This is a genomic window from Stenotrophomonas sp. PAMC25021, assembly GCF_004795795.1.
GTDB lineage: Bacteria > Pseudomonadota > Gammaproteobacteria > Xanthomonadales > Xanthomonadaceae > Stenotrophomonas > Stenotrophomonas muris.
This window is the reverse complement of the sequence record NZ_CP039255.1, coordinates 1472916-1489870: the sequence shown is the minus strand read 5'-3', so window position 1 is coordinate 1489870 and position 16955 is coordinate 1472916. Positions and strand designations below refer to the sequence as shown.

At 67.3% G+C, this 16955-nt stretch carries 10 protein-coding genes; 5 read left to right on the top strand and 5 right to left on the bottom strand.

Going from position 1 to position 16955, the window contains the following annotated elements; all coding sequences use genetic code 11:
• The first annotated feature begins 283 nt into the window (after positions 1-283).
• Positions 284-2185, top strand: coding sequence for an asparagine synthase (glutamine-hydrolyzing) (gene asnB / locus E5790_RS07070; RefSeq protein ID WP_111205400.1), 1902 nt, complete (start codon positions 284-286; stop codon positions 2183-2185).
• Between the two features lie 1016 nt (positions 2186-3201).
• Here asnB and E5790_RS07065 read toward each other — a convergent pair.
• Together E5790_RS07065 and queD are read right to left on the bottom strand one after the other, a co-directional pair.
• Positions 3202-3549: a phasin family protein gene (locus E5790_RS07065; RefSeq protein WP_014035870.1), complete on the bottom strand. Its 348-nt coding sequence runs from the start codon at positions 3547-3549 to the stop codon at positions 3202-3204.
• A gap of 118 nt (positions 3550-3667) precedes the next feature.
• Positions 3668-4030: a 6-carboxytetrahydropterin synthase QueD gene (gene queD / locus E5790_RS07060; RefSeq protein WP_014645831.1), complete on the bottom strand. Its 363-nt coding sequence runs from the start codon at positions 4028-4030 to the stop codon at positions 3668-3670.
• A gap of 192 nt (positions 4031-4222) precedes the next feature.
• Here queD and E5790_RS07055 point away from each other — a divergent pair, with 192 nt between their 5' ends.
• Together E5790_RS07055 and E5790_RS07050 are read left to right on the top strand one after the other, a co-directional pair.
• Positions 4223-6862 carry a TonB-dependent receptor gene (locus E5790_RS07055; protein WP_111206778.1) on the top strand — a complete coding sequence of 880 codons (2640 nt, stop codon included), beginning with the start codon at positions 4223-4225 and terminating at the stop codon, positions 6860-6862.
• A 74-nt stretch (positions 6863-6936) separates the two neighbouring features.
• Positions 6937-9531 (top strand): M14 family zinc carboxypeptidase, encoded by a 2595-nt coding sequence (locus E5790_RS07050; protein ID WP_111206779.1) that lies wholly within the window; start codon positions 6937-6939, stop codon positions 9529-9531.
• A 548-nt stretch (positions 9532-10079) separates the two neighbouring features.
• Here E5790_RS07050 and E5790_RS07045 read toward each other — a convergent pair.
• On the bottom strand, positions 10080-11495 hold the full coding sequence (locus tag E5790_RS07045) for a DEAD/DEAH box helicase (RefSeq protein WP_111206780.1): 1416 nt from the start codon (positions 11493-11495) through the stop codon (positions 10080-10082).
• Positions 11496-12405: 910 nt separating this feature from the next.
• Here E5790_RS07045 and E5790_RS07035 point away from each other — a divergent pair.
• Positions 12406-13395, top strand: coding sequence for a fumarylacetoacetate hydrolase family protein (locus tag E5790_RS07035; protein ID WP_111205552.1), 990 nt, complete (start codon positions 12406-12408; stop codon positions 13393-13395).
• Positions 13396-13409: 14 nt separating this feature from the next.
• Positions 13410-14078: a maleylacetoacetate isomerase gene (gene maiA, locus E5790_RS07030; RefSeq protein ID WP_032957926.1), complete on the top strand. Its 669-nt coding sequence runs from the start codon at positions 13410-13412 to the stop codon at positions 14076-14078.
• 44 nt (positions 14079-14122) lie between these two features.
• Here the strand turns inward: maiA and E5790_RS07025 are convergent, their stop codons facing one another.
• Complete coding sequence (locus E5790_RS07025) at positions 14123-15583, bottom strand: UdgX family uracil-DNA binding protein (protein WP_111205551.1); 1461 nt, start codon at positions 15581-15583, stop codon at positions 14123-14125.
• Positions 15564-16847 carry a putative DNA modification/repair radical SAM protein gene (locus E5790_RS07020; protein WP_111205550.1) on the bottom strand — a complete coding sequence of 428 codons (1284 nt, stop codon included), beginning with the start codon at positions 16845-16847 and terminating at the stop codon, positions 15564-15566. The genes E5790_RS07025 and E5790_RS07020 overlap by 20 nt, the downstream gene beginning before the upstream one ends.
• Between the last annotated feature and the right edge of the window lie 108 nt (positions 16848-16955).

Sequence of the window (16955 nt, the reverse complement as noted above, 5' to 3'; positions counted from 1 at the left end):
CGGGCCGCCCGGGTCCCGGGGGCGGGCGCCATTCAGCCGGGGTTGCTGGCGCGCGGGCCGGGTCTCAGTCCCGGCAACAACTTGGCGGCCAGCATAGCCTGTTGCTGTTACAAAACGTTACCTTCGTGATACGGCTGGTGATGATCGCTGACAGCAAAGCGACTGACGCCGCGCGCCCCCGCGCCGAGCATGGAGTCTCCTCCGCTCCGCGTGCCGTCCCCATGTCGCCCGCCGCCCCCTGCCTGCCGAACCTGTCCCGCCGCTGCCAGTGCGGAGGCTTCCGATGAGCGGCGTGGTCGGGGCCTGGCTGCCGCCCGCCGAGGATGAGCAGCTGCTGCAGCAGCTGGCCCCGATGCTGCGCGCGCTGCAGCAGCGTGGGCGTGGCCGCATCGGCTACTGGACCGACGCCGAGGCCGGCCTCGCGCTGGGCCATTGCCGGGCGCCGACCGATACGCCGTTGCAGCCGCTGAGCTCGGACTGCGGTCGCTACGTGCTGTGCCTGGACGGCCGCCTGTACAACCGCGGCGACCTGCAGGCGCAGCTGCGCGATCTGCCCCGCAGTTGCAGCGATGCGCGGCTGCTGCTGCAGGCGATCGTCGAATGGGGCGTGCAGCGGGCGCTGTCGCGCATCGAAGGCGCCTTCGGTTTCAGCGTCTGGGACCGGGAGTCGCGCGTGCTGTGGCTGGCCCGTGATCCGGTGGGCGAGCGGCCGCTGTATTACGGCTGGTACCAGGGCCAGTTCCTGTTCGCCTCGGAGTTGAAGGCGCTGCAGGCCTTCGCCGGCTTCGCGCCGAGCATCGACCAGGATGCCCTGAGCCTGCTGCTGCGCCACGACTATGTGCCGGCGCCGCACACCATCTACCGTGGCATCCACAAACTGGTGGCGGGCGCGATGCTGCGTATCGATCTCAGCGACCATGCCGCGGGTTGCTCCAGCCAGGCCGCGCAGGGCGGCGCGCGTTACTGGTGCGCACGCGACGCGATGCAGAGTGCACTGCAGGAGCCGCTGCAGCCGGCGCCGAGCCTGGAACAGGCCACCGACCAGCTTGAAGCGGTACTGCAGAAGGCCATCGCCTCACGCATGCACTCGCCCCTGGCGTGCGGCGCGTTCCTGTCCGGCGGTACCGACTCCTCGCTGGTGACGGCGATGATGCAGGCACAATCGACCCTGCCGATCGAAGCGTGGACGGTCGGCTTCGACGATCCGGGGCATGACGAGAGCGACTGGGCGTCGCAGGTCGCGCGCCATCTGGGCGTGCAACACCACCTGCATCGCATGGACGCGCGCCAGGGCCTGGACCTGCTGCAGCGCCTGCCGCAGGTCTGGTGCGAGCCCTTCGCCGACGCCTCGCAGCTGCCGACGCTGCTGGCCAGTGAACTGCTGGGGGCGCGCAAGCCGGTGGCACTGACCGGTGACGGTGGCGATGAACTGTTCTTCGGGCATCCCAGCTATGGCCGCGCGCTGCGCAATGCGCGCCTGTGTGGTGGCCTGCCGGACTGGGTACGCGACCTGGCGCGGCGCAGCGGCAACCGCATGAACGTCGAGCGCGGCCGCCTCGGTGGTTGGCGCGCCCTGGTGGCCGAGGTGGCTGCCAATGATGTGGAAGGTCACTACCTGCAGCGCGTGACCCGCTGGCGGCAGCCGGCGCAGGTGGTGCTGGGTGCGCGTGAGCCGGTGACGATCTTCCAGCAGCAGGACACGGCGCTGCCGGCCGAGGCGCGCATCCAGCTGCTGGATTTCCGCATGGACCTGGCCGAGGGCATCCTGGCCAAGGTTGATCGTGCGGGCATGGCGGCGGGCGTTGAAACCCGTGCGCCGCTGCTGGACATGGAGGTGGTGCGCCTGGCCTGGCGGCTGCCGCAGCACCTGAAGTACCACGATGGCGAGCACAAGCTGATCCTCAAGCACCTGCTGGCGCGCTACCTGCCGGATCCGCTGGTGTATCGCCCCAAGCGCGGCTTCGGCCCGCCGATGGCGCGCTGGCTGGCCGGTCCGTTGCGCGACTGGGCGGAGGCGCTGCTGGATCCGCAGCTGCTGCGCAACCAGGGCTGCTTCGATGTGGCACGCGTGCGTGGTATCTGGGAGGCGTTCCTGCGGGGCGAGCGCAAGTGGCACACGCACCTGTGGAACGTGCTGATGTTCCAGGCGTGGCACCAGCACTGGCATGGTGGTCGCGGGCGCTGAGCCCTTCCTGCATCGCGTGCGGCGGGTTCATTCTGCGTGGCGCCGGGCCGATGCCCCTGCGTACGAATGTCCTCCGGCGCCGGCCGTTGGCCGTCACCTCCCCCTTTACTTCGTACGCAAGGGCATCCGCCCTGCGTTCGGAGTTCGTCGGCGCCTCATTGAAGGCAGATTGTTCGCAGCCTTACCCACCGCAAGCCGAGCCTCGTCGGGGCGGGCAGGGGGTTGGGCAAAGTAAAGGAGGAGGGGACGGCCAACGGCCGGCGCCGGGGGACATTTGCCCAGGCCCCTGCCTGTCTCGGCGGGGCCCGTCAGTTCGCGGGGAATCGGGACGAAGACATGCGTGCGGCGGGTTCATTCTGCGTGGCGCCGGGCGGAGGCCCTTGCGTACGAATGTCCTCCGGCGCCGGCCGTTGGCCGTGACCTCCCCCTTTACTTCGTACGCAAGGGCCTCCGCCCGGCGTTCGGAGTTCGCCGGCGCCTCCTTGAAAGGCGGCCGCGAGCGCTGTGATCTCCTCGCCGGAAGCCGAGCCTCGTCGGGGCGGGCAGGGCCCATCGGTTCGCGGCGGATCAGGACGAAGACATGTGTGTGGCGGATGCATTCTGCGCGGCGCAGGGCGGAGACCCTTGCGTACGAATGTCCCCCGGCGCCGGCCGTTGGCCGTCACCTCCTCCTTTACTTCGTACGCAAGGGCATCCGCCCTGCGTTGGGAGTTCGTCGGCGCTTCCTTGAAAGGCGGCCGCGCGTGCTGCGCTCTCCTCACCGCACGCCGAGCCTCGTCGGGGCGGGCAGGGGTCTGGGCAAAGTAAAGGAGGAGGTGACGGCCAACGGCCGGCGCCGGGGGACATTTGCCCAGACCCCTGCCCGCCCCGGCGGGGCCCTTCAGCCTGCAGAGACGTCGCACGAAGACGCGCTTCGGTATCGAAACGACAAGCAAAAAAAGACCCGGCAGAGGGAGGGATCTGCCGGGTCCGGATTGCGTGGGGGGAGGGACCCACGCAATGAGTGTTGCGTCGCGTCAGTGGTTGTTCGCGTCCGCCGTTGATTCGTTGTAGCCCTGCACCAGCTCGGACCAAGCCTTGCTGGCCTGCAGGCCGAGACCGACCACGTCCTGCTGGGCCTGGCCCAGCCGCTGCAGGTTGTCCTGCCAGAGCTGCGCGCCCTTGGAGAGCGTCCCGGCCGCATCCTCGCCGCGGGCCAGTTCACCCAGCCAGCCGCCGGTCGCAGTCAGGTTGCGCTCCATCACCTTCAGCTGCACGCCGAACATGCTTTCCGCGTTCTCCAACGCCAACCGGTTCGCACGCGTTGCCGCGGCGGCGAGCTGGCGGGTGGCATCACTGAAGCGATCGCTGAAGGCGGCGGCCATGGGGGGCGTCAGGGAGTGGCTTGATGCATTGCAGCATACGCCCTTGATGCGGCAATGCAACAAAAATAACAAAGGCGCTCGGGGCGCCTTTGAAACACCTTTCAGATCAATGGGTTGATCAGGCAGTGGGGCCGCGGTAACGGCACCCCGACGTGCAGGTTTCGTGCACGGTGATCTCGCTCAGCGCCGGCAGGCCGGGCTTGAGCTCGTTCCAGATCCACACCGCCAGGTTCTCGCTGGTCGGGTTCTCCAGACCGGGGATGTCGTTGAGGTAGTGATGGTCCAGGCGATCGTAGATCGGCTGGAAGGCCGCCTTCACGTCACCGAAATCCATGATCCAGCCGGTCTGCGCACCCGGCTCGCCCTCGACCTTCAGTTCCACCCGGAACGAGTGGCCGTGCAGGCGCGCGCACTTGTGCCCCGGCGGTACGTTGGGGAGGCGGTGCGCCGCCTCGAGCATGAAGACTTTGAAGATTTCCATGGCGCAATTGTACGCCGCAGGTGGCCGGCCATCCTGAGCGGATGCCGGGCTTTCGTGAAGTAACTCTTTCCATCCGGATGAAGAGATGATAGTTTCTCTTATATCCGTATGAAGAGATGTTATTGGCCGGACCCGGGCCAGGCATGGACTACTGCGGAACTTCATCGCCCTTACCACCTCCCCCACATCGTCATGCCCAAGCACACCCTGCTCGTGGCGGCCCTGGCCGTCGCTCTGGCCGCGCCTTTGTCTGCCGCCGCCGAAACCTCCGCCGACGCCAGTGGCGAAGCCAGCACCCTGGCCGCTGTGCGTGTCACCGGTTCCAACATCAAGCGCACCGATACCGAGGCCTCCAACCCGGTGCAGGTGATCGGCCGCCAGCAGCTGGAACAGACCGGCAAGGCCACCGTGGCCGATGTGCTGCGTTCGATCTCGGCCAACACCGGCAACGCCAGCAACGAAACCACCAACAACGGCTGGGCCTCCGGCTCGGCCGGCATCGGCCTGCGCGGCCTGTCGCAGAAGAACACGCTGGTGCTGCTCAACGGCCGCCGCCTGGCCAACTATGGTTTCCCGGCCGGTGGCCTGTCTGACACCTTCGTCGATCTCAACGCGCTGCCGCTGGTCGCGGTCGAGCGCATCGAAGTGCTCAAGGACGGCGCCTCGGCGGTGTACGGTTCCGACGCCGTGGCCGGCGTGGTCAACATCATCACCCGGCAAAACTTCGAAGGCGCCGAGATCGGCGGCAGCTTCGGCGGTGCCGACCAGGGCGGCCTGCACGAGCAGAACCTGAAGTTCGTCGGCGGCCTTGGTGATCTCGACACCGATGGCTACAACATCCTCTTCAGCCTGCAGGGTTACAACCGCGAACGTCTGGACCAGGACGAACGCAACCTGACCAGGAGCGGCATCTACACCGACAAGCCCGGTGGCCGCTGGAACGGCTGGTCGGCCAAGGGCGCGCGCTACTTGGTCAACGGCGTGTCGGTGCCGATGCTCGACGCCAACGGCAACTGCCCGGTCGGTACCACCCGCGTCGCCAGCGCGCCGATCGACGGCCTGGCCGGCGACACCTGCGGCTTCAACCAGGCCCCGTTCACCACGCTGATCCCCTCGACCAAGCGCTACCAGGCCTATGCCAACGGTACCTTCCGCCTGAACGACAACGTCGAAGCCTTCGGCGAAGTGCTGTACAGCCAGATCAAGAGTGCCGCATGGTTCGGCAGCAGCCCGTTCTTCACCCTGGAGAGCGGCCGCTTCGCATTGAACGCCAACAGTGGCCTGGCCGAACCGGTGTCGTCGCTGCTGCCGGCCAACAATCCGTACAACCCGTACGGCCGTGCGATCCCGATCGAATACACCTTCTTCGACCTCGGCGGCACGATCAAGACCAACCGTTCCACCGCCTATCGCGGCGTGTTCGGCTTGCGTGGCACCACTGCGAACTGGGACTGGGAAGTGGCTGCATTCGGCGCACGCAGCAGCGAGCGTGAGAGCGTGTCCGGCGGCTTCGCCAATCGCTGGGCGCTGGCCGATGCGCTGGCCACCGGCAGCTACAACCTGCTGAATCCGGCGGCCACGCCGCAGTCGGTACGTGATTCGATCAACATCGCCACGCTGCGTCCGGCCGAGTCCAAGCTGCAGGGCGTCGACGCCAAGATTTCCGGCAGCCTGGGCCACACCTGGGCTGGCGAGATCGGCTTCGCCGCCGGTGCCGAGTGGCGCCGCGAGAAGCTCGATTCCAACAACCCGTGGCAGATCGATGCCGGCCTGCAGGTGCGCCCGGCCATCGCCGAAGTACATGGCCAGCGCCAGGTCAGTGCCGCCTACGCCGAAGTGAACGTGCCGCTGGCCTCGACCCTGGAACTGTCCGCCGCCGCGCGTGCCGATCACTACGATGATTTCGGCGATGCGTTCTCGCCGAAGATCGGCCTGCGCTGGCAGCCGCTCGATTTCCTGCTGGTGCGTGCCTCGGCGTCGAAGGGCTTCCGTGCACCGTCGCTGTCGGAGAACTCCAACAGCACCAGCATCGCCTACGGCAGCGTGGCCGACCCGCGTGATCCGGACGTGCCGGGCTCGCGCCAGAATCCGACCTTCTTCACCGTTGGCAACAACGCACTGAAGCCCGAGCGCACCAAGAGCGTGAACTTCGGCGTGGTGCTGTCGCCATGGGCCAACACCAACCTCAGCGTGGACTACTACCGCATCCAGCTGGACAACCTGGTCGGCACCAACAACACCCAGACCCTGGTCAACGACAACGTGGCCGGCGCCGTGCAGCGCGACGAGCGCGGCAAGCTGCAGGCCGTCTACAACCGCTACCAGAACCTGAGCGAGCTGAAGACCTCGGGCATCGACGTCGAGCTGCGCCAGCGCATCCCGACCGCTGCGCTCGGCGACTTCACCGTGTCCTCCGCCTACACCCACGTGCGCGACTACCGTCGCCCGACCGTGGTCGGCGGCCCGCTGGTCGACTACGCCGGCAGCAACCTCGGCGCGACCCTGCCCAAGGACAAGGCCACCACCACCCTGGACTGGAAATACGGCGACTTCAACGCCGCGGTGACCTGGTACTACACCAGCAGCTACCGCCAGGAGGCCAGCACCGCCGCCAAGGCCGTGCAGCAGCGCGTCGGCAGCTACAGCCAGTACGACCTGTACCTGGGCTACACCGGCATCGACAAGCTGACGGTGTACGCCAAGGTGCAGAACCTGGCCGACAAGACGCCGCCGTACGATGCCTCGTTCCCGGGCATCCGCGCGCCGTACGACTTCAGCCAGTACGACCTGCGCGGCCGCTACTTCACGCTGGGCTTCGACTACCGCTTCTGATCCACCCGCTGCGACCGGTCTCCCCAAGGGACCGGTCGCGCGACCGCCTGCCGTTGTGTTCCAGGGGAGTCACTGTGTCCTTGCATCGTCGTGCCGTTCTTCCGTTGCTGCTTGCCGCCGCCACCGCACTGTTCCAGCCGCAGCCGGTACAGGCACAGAGCACCTACTTCTTTCCGCAGGCTGCCGATGCAGCGGCGTTCGATACCGCCGTGCCCACGCCGGAGCAGTTCCTCGGCTATCCGATCGGCAGCCGTTACACCCGGCACGACCAGCTGGTGGCGTACTTCCAGGAACTGGCCCGGCGCTCGGACAGGATCAGCGTGCGCGAGATCGGCCGCAGCTATGAGGGCCGCCCGCTGTTGATCGCCACTGTCACTGCCGCAGGCAACCACGCGCGGTTGGAACAGATCCGCCAGCAGCACGCGACCCTGGCCGATCCGGCGCAGCCGCGCAGTGCGGCGGGCGACAGCCCGGTGGTGGTGTGGCTGGGATACAGCGTGCATGGCAACGAGACCTCCAGTGCCGAGGCGGCGATGCTGACGGCTTACTACCTGGTTGCCAACCGCAGCGCCGAAACCCAGCAGTGGCTGCAGCAGGCGGTGGTGCTGTTCGACCCGGCGCAGAATCCGGACGGTCGCGATCGTGCCGCCAACTGGCACAACGCGTGGGCCTCCGATCCGGCCTCGGCCGACCCGGCCGACAAGGAGCACGTCGAACCGTTCCCGCAAGGGCGCACCAACCACTACTTCACCGATCTCAACCGCGACTGGCTGGCCCTGACCCAGCAGGACTCGCGGCCGAAGGTGGAGGTGTTCCACCAGTGGTACCCGAACGTGCAGATCGACTTCCACGAAATGGGCAAGGACAGCACCTACTACTTCGAGCCCTCGCCGAAGAGCATGCACAGTCCGCTGATTCCCGCGGCGTCGTACGAATTCAACAAGACCCTGGCCAGGTACCACGCGCAGGCGCTGGATGCACTGGGCTCGCTGTACTACACCGGCGAGAACTTCGACAACTTCTCGCCGGTATACGGCTCGACCTACCCGGACTTCCATGGTGCCGTCGGCGTGACCGTCGAACAGGCCAGCTCACGCGGCCGCGTGCAGGAATCGGTGAATGGCCTGCTGACGTTCCCGTTCACCATCCGCAACCAGGTCGCCACCGGGCTGGGCACCGTGCGCGGCGCAGTGACCGAGCGCAGCGGCCTGTTCGACCTGCAGAAGCAGTTCTTCCAGAGCGCGCTGAAGCAGGCCGCACAGCAGCCGGTGAAGAGCTTCGTGTTCGGTGATGCGCATGACCCGGCACTGACCCGCCGCCTGCTGGAACTGTTGCTGCTGCATCGCGTCGAGGTGCGCGCGCTGGATCGTGCCGTCACTGTCGATGGCCAGCGCTTCGATGCCGGCAGCGCCTACGTTGTGCCGGTCCAACAGGCGCAGTTCCGCCTGGTGCATTCGATCTTTGCCGAGACGCCGCCGATCAAGGGTGATGTGTTCTACGGCAGCACCAGCTATGCAATCGCACCGGCCTACGGCGTGGCCTTCGCCGGTAGCCGCAGCCGTATCGAAGGCGGTGCACGCGTGACCGCGCTGCCGGCGGCGCAGGGTGCGGTGCTGGGCAGCCAGGCCGGATTTGCCTACGCGATCGACTGGCGCGACTACAACGCCGGGCGCGCGCTGGCTGCACTGCAGGGCAAGGGCGTGAGCGCACGTGCGGCATTCCAGCCGTTCACCACCGCGACCGCGCAGGGCGAGGTCAGCTTCGCCGCCGGCAGCCTGGTGATTCCGGTGGCCGGGCAATCGCTGCAGGGCGCAGCGCTGCTTGAGGCAGTGACGTCGGCCGCGCGCGAGGCGGGTGTGCAGGTGCACGCATTGCCCAGCGGCCGCAGCCGCGAAGGCATCGACCTCGGCAGTGACGGCGTCAAGGCGCTGCGCAAGCCCACGGTCGCGCTGGTGATGGGCGAGGGCGTGGCCGCCACCGAGATCGGTTCGGCGTGGTTCCTGCTCGACCAGCAGCTGCACCTGCCTGCCAGCAAGCTGGACCCGCAGCAGCTGGGCAAGGTGCCGCTGGACCGCTACACCACGATCGTGCTGTCCGGCGGCACCTACACCGGCATCGATGCCACGGCGGTGGCCGCACTGAAGCGCTGGGTGCAGGCCGGAGGTTCACTGGTGACCTACGGCAGCGCCTCGAAGTGGGCGATCGAACAGAAGCTGGCCGACGGCGAGAAGCTCGGTAAGGAAGAAGAGACTGCCGACGAGAGCCGCCGTGCGTTCGGCGACCAGCGCGACATCGCTGCGATCGAGCGGGTCAGCGGCAACATCCTCAGTGCCGACGTGGATACCAGCCATCCGTTGGCGTTCGGCGTGCCGCGCCGGCAACTGGCGATCAACAAGGAAAACACGGTGACGCTGCAGCCGAGTGCGAACCCGTTCTCGACGGTGGTACGCATCGACGCGCCGCCGCGGGTGAACGGTTACTTGTCCGAGCGCAACCGCACGCGGGTGGCGGGCAGCGCGTGGCTGCTGGTGTCGGCGCAGGGGCAGGGTAACGTGGTGCTGTTCGCCGATGATCCGGCGCATCGCAAGTACTGGCATGGCACGGACCGGCTGCTGATCAACGCGATCTTCTTCGGGAATCTGGTAAATCCGGCGAAAGCGCGGGGTTGAGGTGTTTGGCGCCGAGTTTCTGTTGTGCTTGGGAGGCAGGGGGCCTCAGCCAGGACACGCCGTAAACCCATCCATGGGGGCTCGATGGCGCCATCCTTGGCGCCAACGGTCCTGGCTGAGGCCCCCTGCCTCCCATGACAGTTTCCTGCGGGCGCGGACGCAGACCCCAAGGCGGGAGCAAGGGCAAATACAAAAGCAAAAGCAAAGCCAGGAATTGCGACTTCGGCTTTTGCCTTTGAATTTGAATTTGAACTTGAATTTGATCTTTCTTCTCCCGGCTACCCGGCGGGACAAGAAGGCGCAGGCAATGCTTGAAGCGGATGGGCATGGGGGCAGCGCAGAACCGTTGGCGCCATGGATGGCGCCATCGAGCTTACATGGACGTATTTACAGCGTGTTCTGCGCTGCCCCCATGTCCATCCGCCCTCGGTACTGCCACCGCGTGCTTTGTCACCCGGTAGCCAGCAACAAAAAAGGACGGCGCGTCAGCGCCGTCCCTCGGTAAGAAGCCCCCGCGCAGCGGGAAGCACCCTCCCTGTCAGCTGGGATCAGCCGGCGCGACCGCCGCCGTTGCCACCCTGGCCGCGACCACGGCCGCCACCATTGCCGCCACCGCCACGGCGCTGGCCCTGACCCGCGCCCGCACGCTGCTGGCCGTTGCCGCCGCCCTCGCGACGGCCACCACCGGCCTTCTTCGGGCCGGCATGCGCATGGCGCGGCGCATCGCCGTGCGGACGGCGTGCGTGGCTCTTGCGCGGCGCGCGCTCACCGGTATCGTGCTCCGCCTTGCCCGGCGCACTGTTGCCCCAGCGGATCGGCGTCTGCAGCTCGAAGCCCGGCACATCGCGGATGTCCATGTCGCGGCCCAGCAGGCGCACGATCGCGCGCAGCAGCTTCACTTCATCCTGCGCCACCAGCGAAATCGCCTGGCCGGTCGCGCCGTTGCGGCCGGTGCGGCCGATGCGGTGCACGTAGTCCTCGGCCACCATCGGCAGGTCGAAGTTGATCACCTTCGGCAGCTCGTTGATGTCGATGCCGCGCGCGGCGATGTCGGTGGCCACCAGCACGGTCACGCGGCCGGCCTTGAAGTCACCCAGCGCACGCAGGCGCTGGCCCTGGCTCTTGTTGCCGTGGATCGCCGCGGTCTTGATGCCCGACTTTTCCAGGAAGGTGGCCAGCTTGTCGCTGCCATGCTTGGTGCGGGCGAACACCAGGGTCTGCTCGCGGCTGTCCTGCGCCAGCAGGTGCAGCAGCAGGTCGCGCTTGCGGCCGGCGTCGACCGGATGCACGCGGTGGGTGATGGTTTCGGCCACGGTGTTCTTCGGCGTCACCTGGATCTGTTCCGGGTTGCGCATGAACTCCAGCGCCAACTGGCGGATGTTGTCCTCGAAGGTGGCCGAGAACAGCAGGGTCTGGCGGTTCTGCTTCGGCAGCTTGGCCAGGATGCGCTTGATCGACGGCAGGAAGCCCATGTCGAGCATGCGGTCGGCTTCGTCCAGGATCAGCACTTCAATGCCGGACAGGTCGACGCTGCGACGCTCAACGTGGTCGATCAGGCGGCCCGGGCAGGCCACCAGCAGGTCCACGCCACGGCGCAGGATGTCCAGCTGGTTGCCCATGCCGACGCCGCCGTAGATGCAGGCGCTGGGGATGCGCAGGTACTTGCTGTAGCCACGCAGGCTGTCATGCACCTGGGTGGCCAGCTCGCGGGTCGGGGCCAGGATCAGCGCGCGCGGCTTGCGCGGGCCGGCACGTACCTCCTGCGAGGCGGTGCCCAGGTGCTGCAGCAGCGGCAGGCCGAACGCGGCGGTCTTGCCGGTGCCGGTCTGTGCGCCGGCCAGCAGGTCGCGACCGGCCAGCGCCAGCGGGATCGCCTGCTGCTGGATCGGGGTCGGGTTTTCGTAGCCCTGCTCGGCGAGCGCGCGCAGCAGGAAGGGCGCCAGGCCCAGCGATTCAAAAGACATTGAGTTTGCTCCAAGTACAAGAAACGCCTGTCCGAGCGGACAGACGGGGGCAGATCAAACTGATCGGCTGACTCGGAGCGTTCCCGTGAACCGCGCTGCGAGAATTGGGTGCAGCCGGCACGAAGCGCAGGCTGGAATGCGTGACGAACGGCGTCGGAGTGGGGGCGGGCGAAGAGGGCGGACCCTGGTCGCCGGCGATCCCGGAGGGAAACGGACGGCCGCTGCAGACCCTGCAAGTCTAAACGATGTTCGAGACTTCGCGCAAAAAGGCCTGTTCAGGTAGGGGGTGTCTGCAGGGCTTGCAGCCCTGCACCCGCGGAGGCCAGAGCCACGTCAACGTCAAAAGCTGGCTTCCTGAGGGTTGGCGGGGTGGGTCCGGTTGAGGGGGGCGCCGTAAACCCATCCATGGGGGCTTGGTCGCGGCATCCATGCCGCTCACACCCCCTCAACCGGACCCACCCCGCCTTCGACAGTTTGCTGCGGTCTGTCGGAAATGCTCTTGGGGCCAGATCCGTTTTCCGGAGGAAAACGGATCTGGCCCCGGAATTTCATTCGATATCTGACAGATGTGCCGACCAACGGTCGGCACCCACCAACAGCCGCCGCGGGGATCTGTCGGGGGTAGGGCGGTGTGGGTGGGCAGGACCGTTGGCGCCATGGATGGCGCCATCGAGCCCCCATGGACGGGTTTACGGCGTGTCCTGCCGGCCCACACCGCCCCGCCCAACCAGCAGAAAGCCAGAGCCGCTTTTGACGTTGCCGTTGCTGTTGCATTGAGCAGGTGCAGGGCTGCAAGCCCTGCCGAACCCCCCACTACGGTAGGGTGGGCCGATGCCGCGCTGCAGCTTGGCGTCGCCGCAGATTTGATTACACTTGAAACTTGTTTGCCCACGACCCCGGACACCCACCCATGAAGCTTGGTTCTTTGAAGGAAGGCGGCCGCGACGGCACCCTGATCGTCGTCTCGCGTGACCTGCGCCGCGGCGTGCGCGCCACCGGCATTGCCGCCACCCTGCAGCAGGCCCTGGAGGACTGGAGCCACATGGCACCGCGCCTGAACGCCCTGTACGAATCGCTCAATGCCGGCGATGCCGATGGCGTGTTCGACCTCGACCCGCAGGCACTGGCCGCGCCGATGCCGCGCGCCTATGAGTTCGTCGATGGCAGCGCCTACCTGCCGCACGTCGAGCGCGTGCGCCGTGCCCGTGGCGCCGAGGTGCCGGAGAGCTTCTACACCGATCCACTGATGTACCAGGCCACCAGCGCCGGCTTCTACGGCCCGCGCGATGCGGTCAAGGTGGTCAGCGAGGACTACGGCATCGACCTGGAAGCGGAGATCGTGGTGATCACCGACGACGTGCCGATGGCGGCGACCCCGGAACAGGCAGCCGGTCATATCCAGTTGGTCGGCCTGGTCAACGATGTCTCGCTGCGCAACCTGATCCCGGGCGAGCTGGCCAAGGGTTTCGGCTTCCTGCAGTCCAAGCCGCGCTCGGCGCTGTCGCCGGTGTTCGTCACCCCTGACGAGCTGGGTGCCGCGTGGCAGGACAGCAAGGTGCACCTGCCGCTGCTGACCCACATCAACGGCCAGTGGTTCGGTGCGCCGGAAGCGGGCGTGGACATGCAGTTCAATTTCGCCCAGCTGGTTTCGCATGCGGCCAAGACCCGTCCGCTGGTCGCCGGCACCATCGTCGGCTCGGGCACCATCGCCAATGAAGACACCAGCAAGGGTGCGTCGTGCTTCGCCGAGCAGCGCGTGGTCGAAACCCTGCGCGATGGCAAGCCGAGCACGCCGTTCATGTCGTTCGGCGACGTGGTCCGCATCGAGATGCTCGATGCCGCCGGTAACAGCATCTTCGGTGCGATCGAGCAGCGCATCGAACAGGCGGCCAGGCCCTGAGCATGGAGGCGGCCATGGAGATCCCGGTCGACGACGGCATCGTGCTGTACACCTACTGGCGATCCAGCGCCGCCTACCGCGTGCGCATCGGTCTGGAGCTGAAGGGCCTGGCCTGGGAGGCCCGGCCGGTGCATCTGGTGCGCGACGGTGGCGAGCAGCACCGGGATGCCTATCGGGCGCTCAACCCGCAGCAGCAGGTGCCGACCCTGCTGCATGAGGGGCATGTGCTGACCCAGTCGCTGGCGATCCTCGAATACCTGGACGAGCGCTTTCCGCAGGTACCGCTGCTGCCGGCCGACGCCGCCGGCCGCGCGCGGGTGCGGGCGCTGGCCCAGCTGGTGGCCTGCGACATCCACCCGATCAACAACCTGCGGGTGATGCAGTACCTGGAGCGCGATCTGCAGGTGCCGGCCGATGCGCGCACGCAGTGGACCCTGCACTGGATCGCCGAGGGCTTCGCGGCGATGGAAGCCCTGCTGGTCAACAGTCGTGACACCGGCGCCTTCTGCCATGGTGACCGTCCCGGCCTGGCCGATATCTGCCTGCTGCCGCAGCTGTACAACGCCCACCGCTTCGGCCTGGACCTGGCACCGTACCCGACCCTGCGCCGCATCGAAGCGGCCTGCCAGGCAGTGGATGCCTTCGACCGCGCACGCCCGGAAAACCAGCCCGACGCCGCCTGAAAAAAAGGGGACGGAGGGGATTAAGTCGTATATGCACTTACGACTTAATCCCCTCCGTCCCCTTTCTGCCGCAAACGGGCCAGGTCATCGCGGAACACCCGGTAGGCTTCCTCGCGGCGCGCATCGTCGGTCTGCCGCAACACCCATGCCGGGTGCACCGTGGCGTAGCCGCGCGTGCCGTCCTCGAGGGTGTGCCAGCGTCCGCGGTCGCGTGCGAGGTCGAAACCACGACCGAATACCGAGGCTGCGGCTGTCGCGCCGAGGCATACGATCACCTGGGGCCGCACGCGTGCGATCTCACCCATCAGCCAGGGGCGGCAGGCCTGGATGTGGCGGCTTTCCGGCCGCTTGTGCAGCCGCACCTTGCCGCGCCGCTCATGGTGGAAGTGCTTCACCGCGTTGGTGAGGTACAGCTGGGCGCGATCGATTCCCAGTTCCGCCAGTGCGCGGTCCAGCACCTGGCCGGCAGGTCCTGCGAACGGCTGCCCGCGCAGATCCTCGGTATCACCGGGCTGCTCGCCGATCACCATCACCCGCGCATCGGCAGGCCCCTGCCCGAACACGGTCTGCGTGGCCTGCTCCCATAGCGGGCACTGGCGGCAGGCAATGGCCTGTCCGCGCAGATTGTCCAGGCTGCTGGCATCGGCTGCCGGCGCCGCAGCGTTCGCACGCGGGGGAATCCTGCGTTGCGGTGCCTGTGCCGGCCGGTCATGCATTTCCTGCACGCGGTCGGCCGCGTCGCGCACCAGGCGTGGCAGCAACTGTGCTTCAGGCAGGTGGCGCCAGTACTTGGCCGGCATCTCCTGCATCATCATCCGTGTGTTGAGTCGCGCCGGATTGAAGATGCTGGCGTAGTAGGTCTGCCACAGCGACTCCCGTGCATCCTCCGCCGGGGCATCTTCGCGCCGTGCACCGGGGCCGAAGGCAAGCGCCTGCCCATCCCAGGCGACGCTGCGCGAAGGGGTCAGGATCGCCCAGCGCATGCCGGTGAAGCGGCGCGCGAAGAACGGCGCGACCCGGTCGACGATGTGGTGTTGCGGCTCGAACCAGGCGATGAACGCATCGGGCTGGCCAGGTACCTCGCGGAAGCGCACGAATGCCTTCATCTTGTGCGTGTCACGGCGGACGGCCTGGGCGAGGGCTGTCGCGCGCAGGACATCGGCGTCGGCGGGGTTGCCCAGCACTGATCGCTCGCCATGGGCGATGCGCCACAGCAGGCGATACAGCACGGCCAGGCGCTGGGGATCGCGATGGCACAGGCAGGTGGCCGCCAGCTCCAGGAAGTCACGTGGAACGTTGGGTGCACCGGCATCGGCAAGCATCGGCGCCTGCTGCACGGCCGGCGCATCCAGCAGCGACGTGTCACTCCCTTCCAGCCAGTCCAGCTGCGGCGGGGCAACGCCGCGCAGCAACGCTTCGCGCGCAGCATCGCGCCAGGCCTGCAGCGACCATGGCGGATCCACCCGCAGCGACCACCGCTGCGCGTCAGGACGCAGACGGGGCATCGAAAAGCGAACCCTGGCGCGGCGGCGGGGCCAGCTGCGCGCGCAGCGCCGCCGGATCATCCAGTGCTTTGCGCGGGTGATGGTCGGCCAGCAGCACGAACGGCAGCAGCTTGCTCATCGGTGCCTTCAGGCGCGCGATGTCGGCCACGCGCAGCCGCCCGTGGCGGCGTGCCATCAGCACGCGCTTGACGTTGCGCACGCCAAGGCCGGGCACGCGCAGCAGCATTTCCTTCGGTGCCCGGTTCAGATCGACCGGAAAGCGCTCGGGATGGCGGATCGCCCAGGCCATCTTGGGGTCGATATCCAGGTCGAGCATGCCGTCCTGGGTGGTGTCGGTAATCTCCTCCACACCGTAACCGTAGAAGCGCAGCAGCCAGTCTGCCTGGTAAAGGCGATGTTCGCGCTGCAGCGGTGGCGGCTGCAGTGGCAGCTGCCGGCTGGCGTCCGGAATCGGGCTGAATGCGGAGTAGTAGACCCGGCGCATGCGGTAGTTGCCGTACAGACTGTCGGCGCTGGCCAGGATCTGCTGGTCGTTTGCCCCGTCCGCGCCGACGATCATCTGGGTGCTCTGCCCGGCCGGTGCGAAACGGGGAGGGCGCGGGCGAGCGCTGCGGCTGGCCGTCGGCGCCACCGCTGCGGGGGCCTTGCGAGCTTCCTTGGCTTCCTCGATGCGCCAGCGCAGTTCGCCCATCGCGCCACGGATCGAATGCACCGTCTTCTCCGGTGCCAAGGCGCTCAGGCCGGCTTCGGTCGGCAGTTCCACGTTGATGGACAGGCGGTCCGCATAGCGCCCGGCACTGGCCAGCAGTTCCGGCGAGGCCTCGGGAATGGTCTTGAGGTGGATGTAGCCGGCGTAGCGGTGTTCTTCGCGCAGCTGCCGGGCCACTTCCACCATCTGCTCCATGGTGTAGTCCGCATTGCGGATGATGCCGCTGGACAGGAACAGGCCCTCGATGTAGTTGCGCTTGTAGAAGTCCAGGGTGAGCGTGACCACCTCGTCCACGCTGAAACGCGCGCGGGCCACGTTGCTGGAGACCCGGTTCACGCAATAGGCGCAGTCGTAAATGCAGAAGTTGGTCAGCAGGATCTTCAGCAATGAAACGCAGCGGCCGTCGGGCGTGTAGCTGTGGCAGATGCCCATGCCCTCGGTACTGCCGATACCGCCACTGGCGCGCGAATCGCGTTTGCCCGAGCCGCTGGAGGCGCAGGACGCGTCGTATTTGGCGGCGTCGGCCAGAATGGCCAGCTTGCGGATGGTTTCCATTGGGGAAACCTACGGATGAGGGGTCTCATTGGATGAGACCGCCCATGAACGCTTCAGAAAAAAGGGGACGGAGGGGATTAAGTCGCAAATGCACTTACGACTTAATCC

Excerpts from the sequence above, each read along its gene's own strand:
- asnB (WP_111205400.1), top strand. The coding sequence starts at position 284 with ATGAGCGGCGTGGTCGGGGCCTGGCTGCCGCCCGCCGAGGATGAGCAG.
- E5790_RS07065 (WP_014035870.1), bottom strand. The coding sequence starts at position 3,549 with ATGGCCGCCGCCTTCAGCGATCGCTTCAGTGATGCCACCCGCCAGCTC.
- queD (WP_014645831.1), bottom strand. The coding sequence starts at position 4,030 with ATGGAAATCTTCAAAGTCTTCATGCTCGAGGCGGCGCACCGCCTCCCC.
- E5790_RS07055 (WP_111206778.1), top strand. The coding sequence starts at position 4,223 with ATGCCCAAGCACACCCTGCTCGTGGCGGCCCTGGCCGTCGCTCTGGCC.
- E5790_RS07045 (WP_111206780.1), bottom strand. The coding sequence starts at position 11,495 with ATGTCTTTTGAATCGCTGGGCCTGGCGCCCTTCCTGCTGCGCGCGCTC.
- E5790_RS07035 (WP_111205552.1), top strand. The coding sequence starts at position 12,406 with ATGAAGCTTGGTTCTTTGAAGGAAGGCGGCCGCGACGGCACCCTGATC.
- maiA (WP_032957926.1), top strand. The coding sequence starts at position 13,410 with ATGGAGATCCCGGTCGACGACGGCATCGTGCTGTACACCTACTGGCGA.
- E5790_RS07025 (WP_111205551.1), bottom strand. The coding sequence starts at position 15,583 with ATGCCCCGTCTGCGTCCTGACGCGCAGCGGTGGTCGCTGCGGGTGGAT.
- E5790_RS07020 (WP_111205550.1), bottom strand. The coding sequence starts at position 16,847 with ATGGAAACCATCCGCAAGCTGGCCATTCTGGCCGACGCCGCCAAATAC.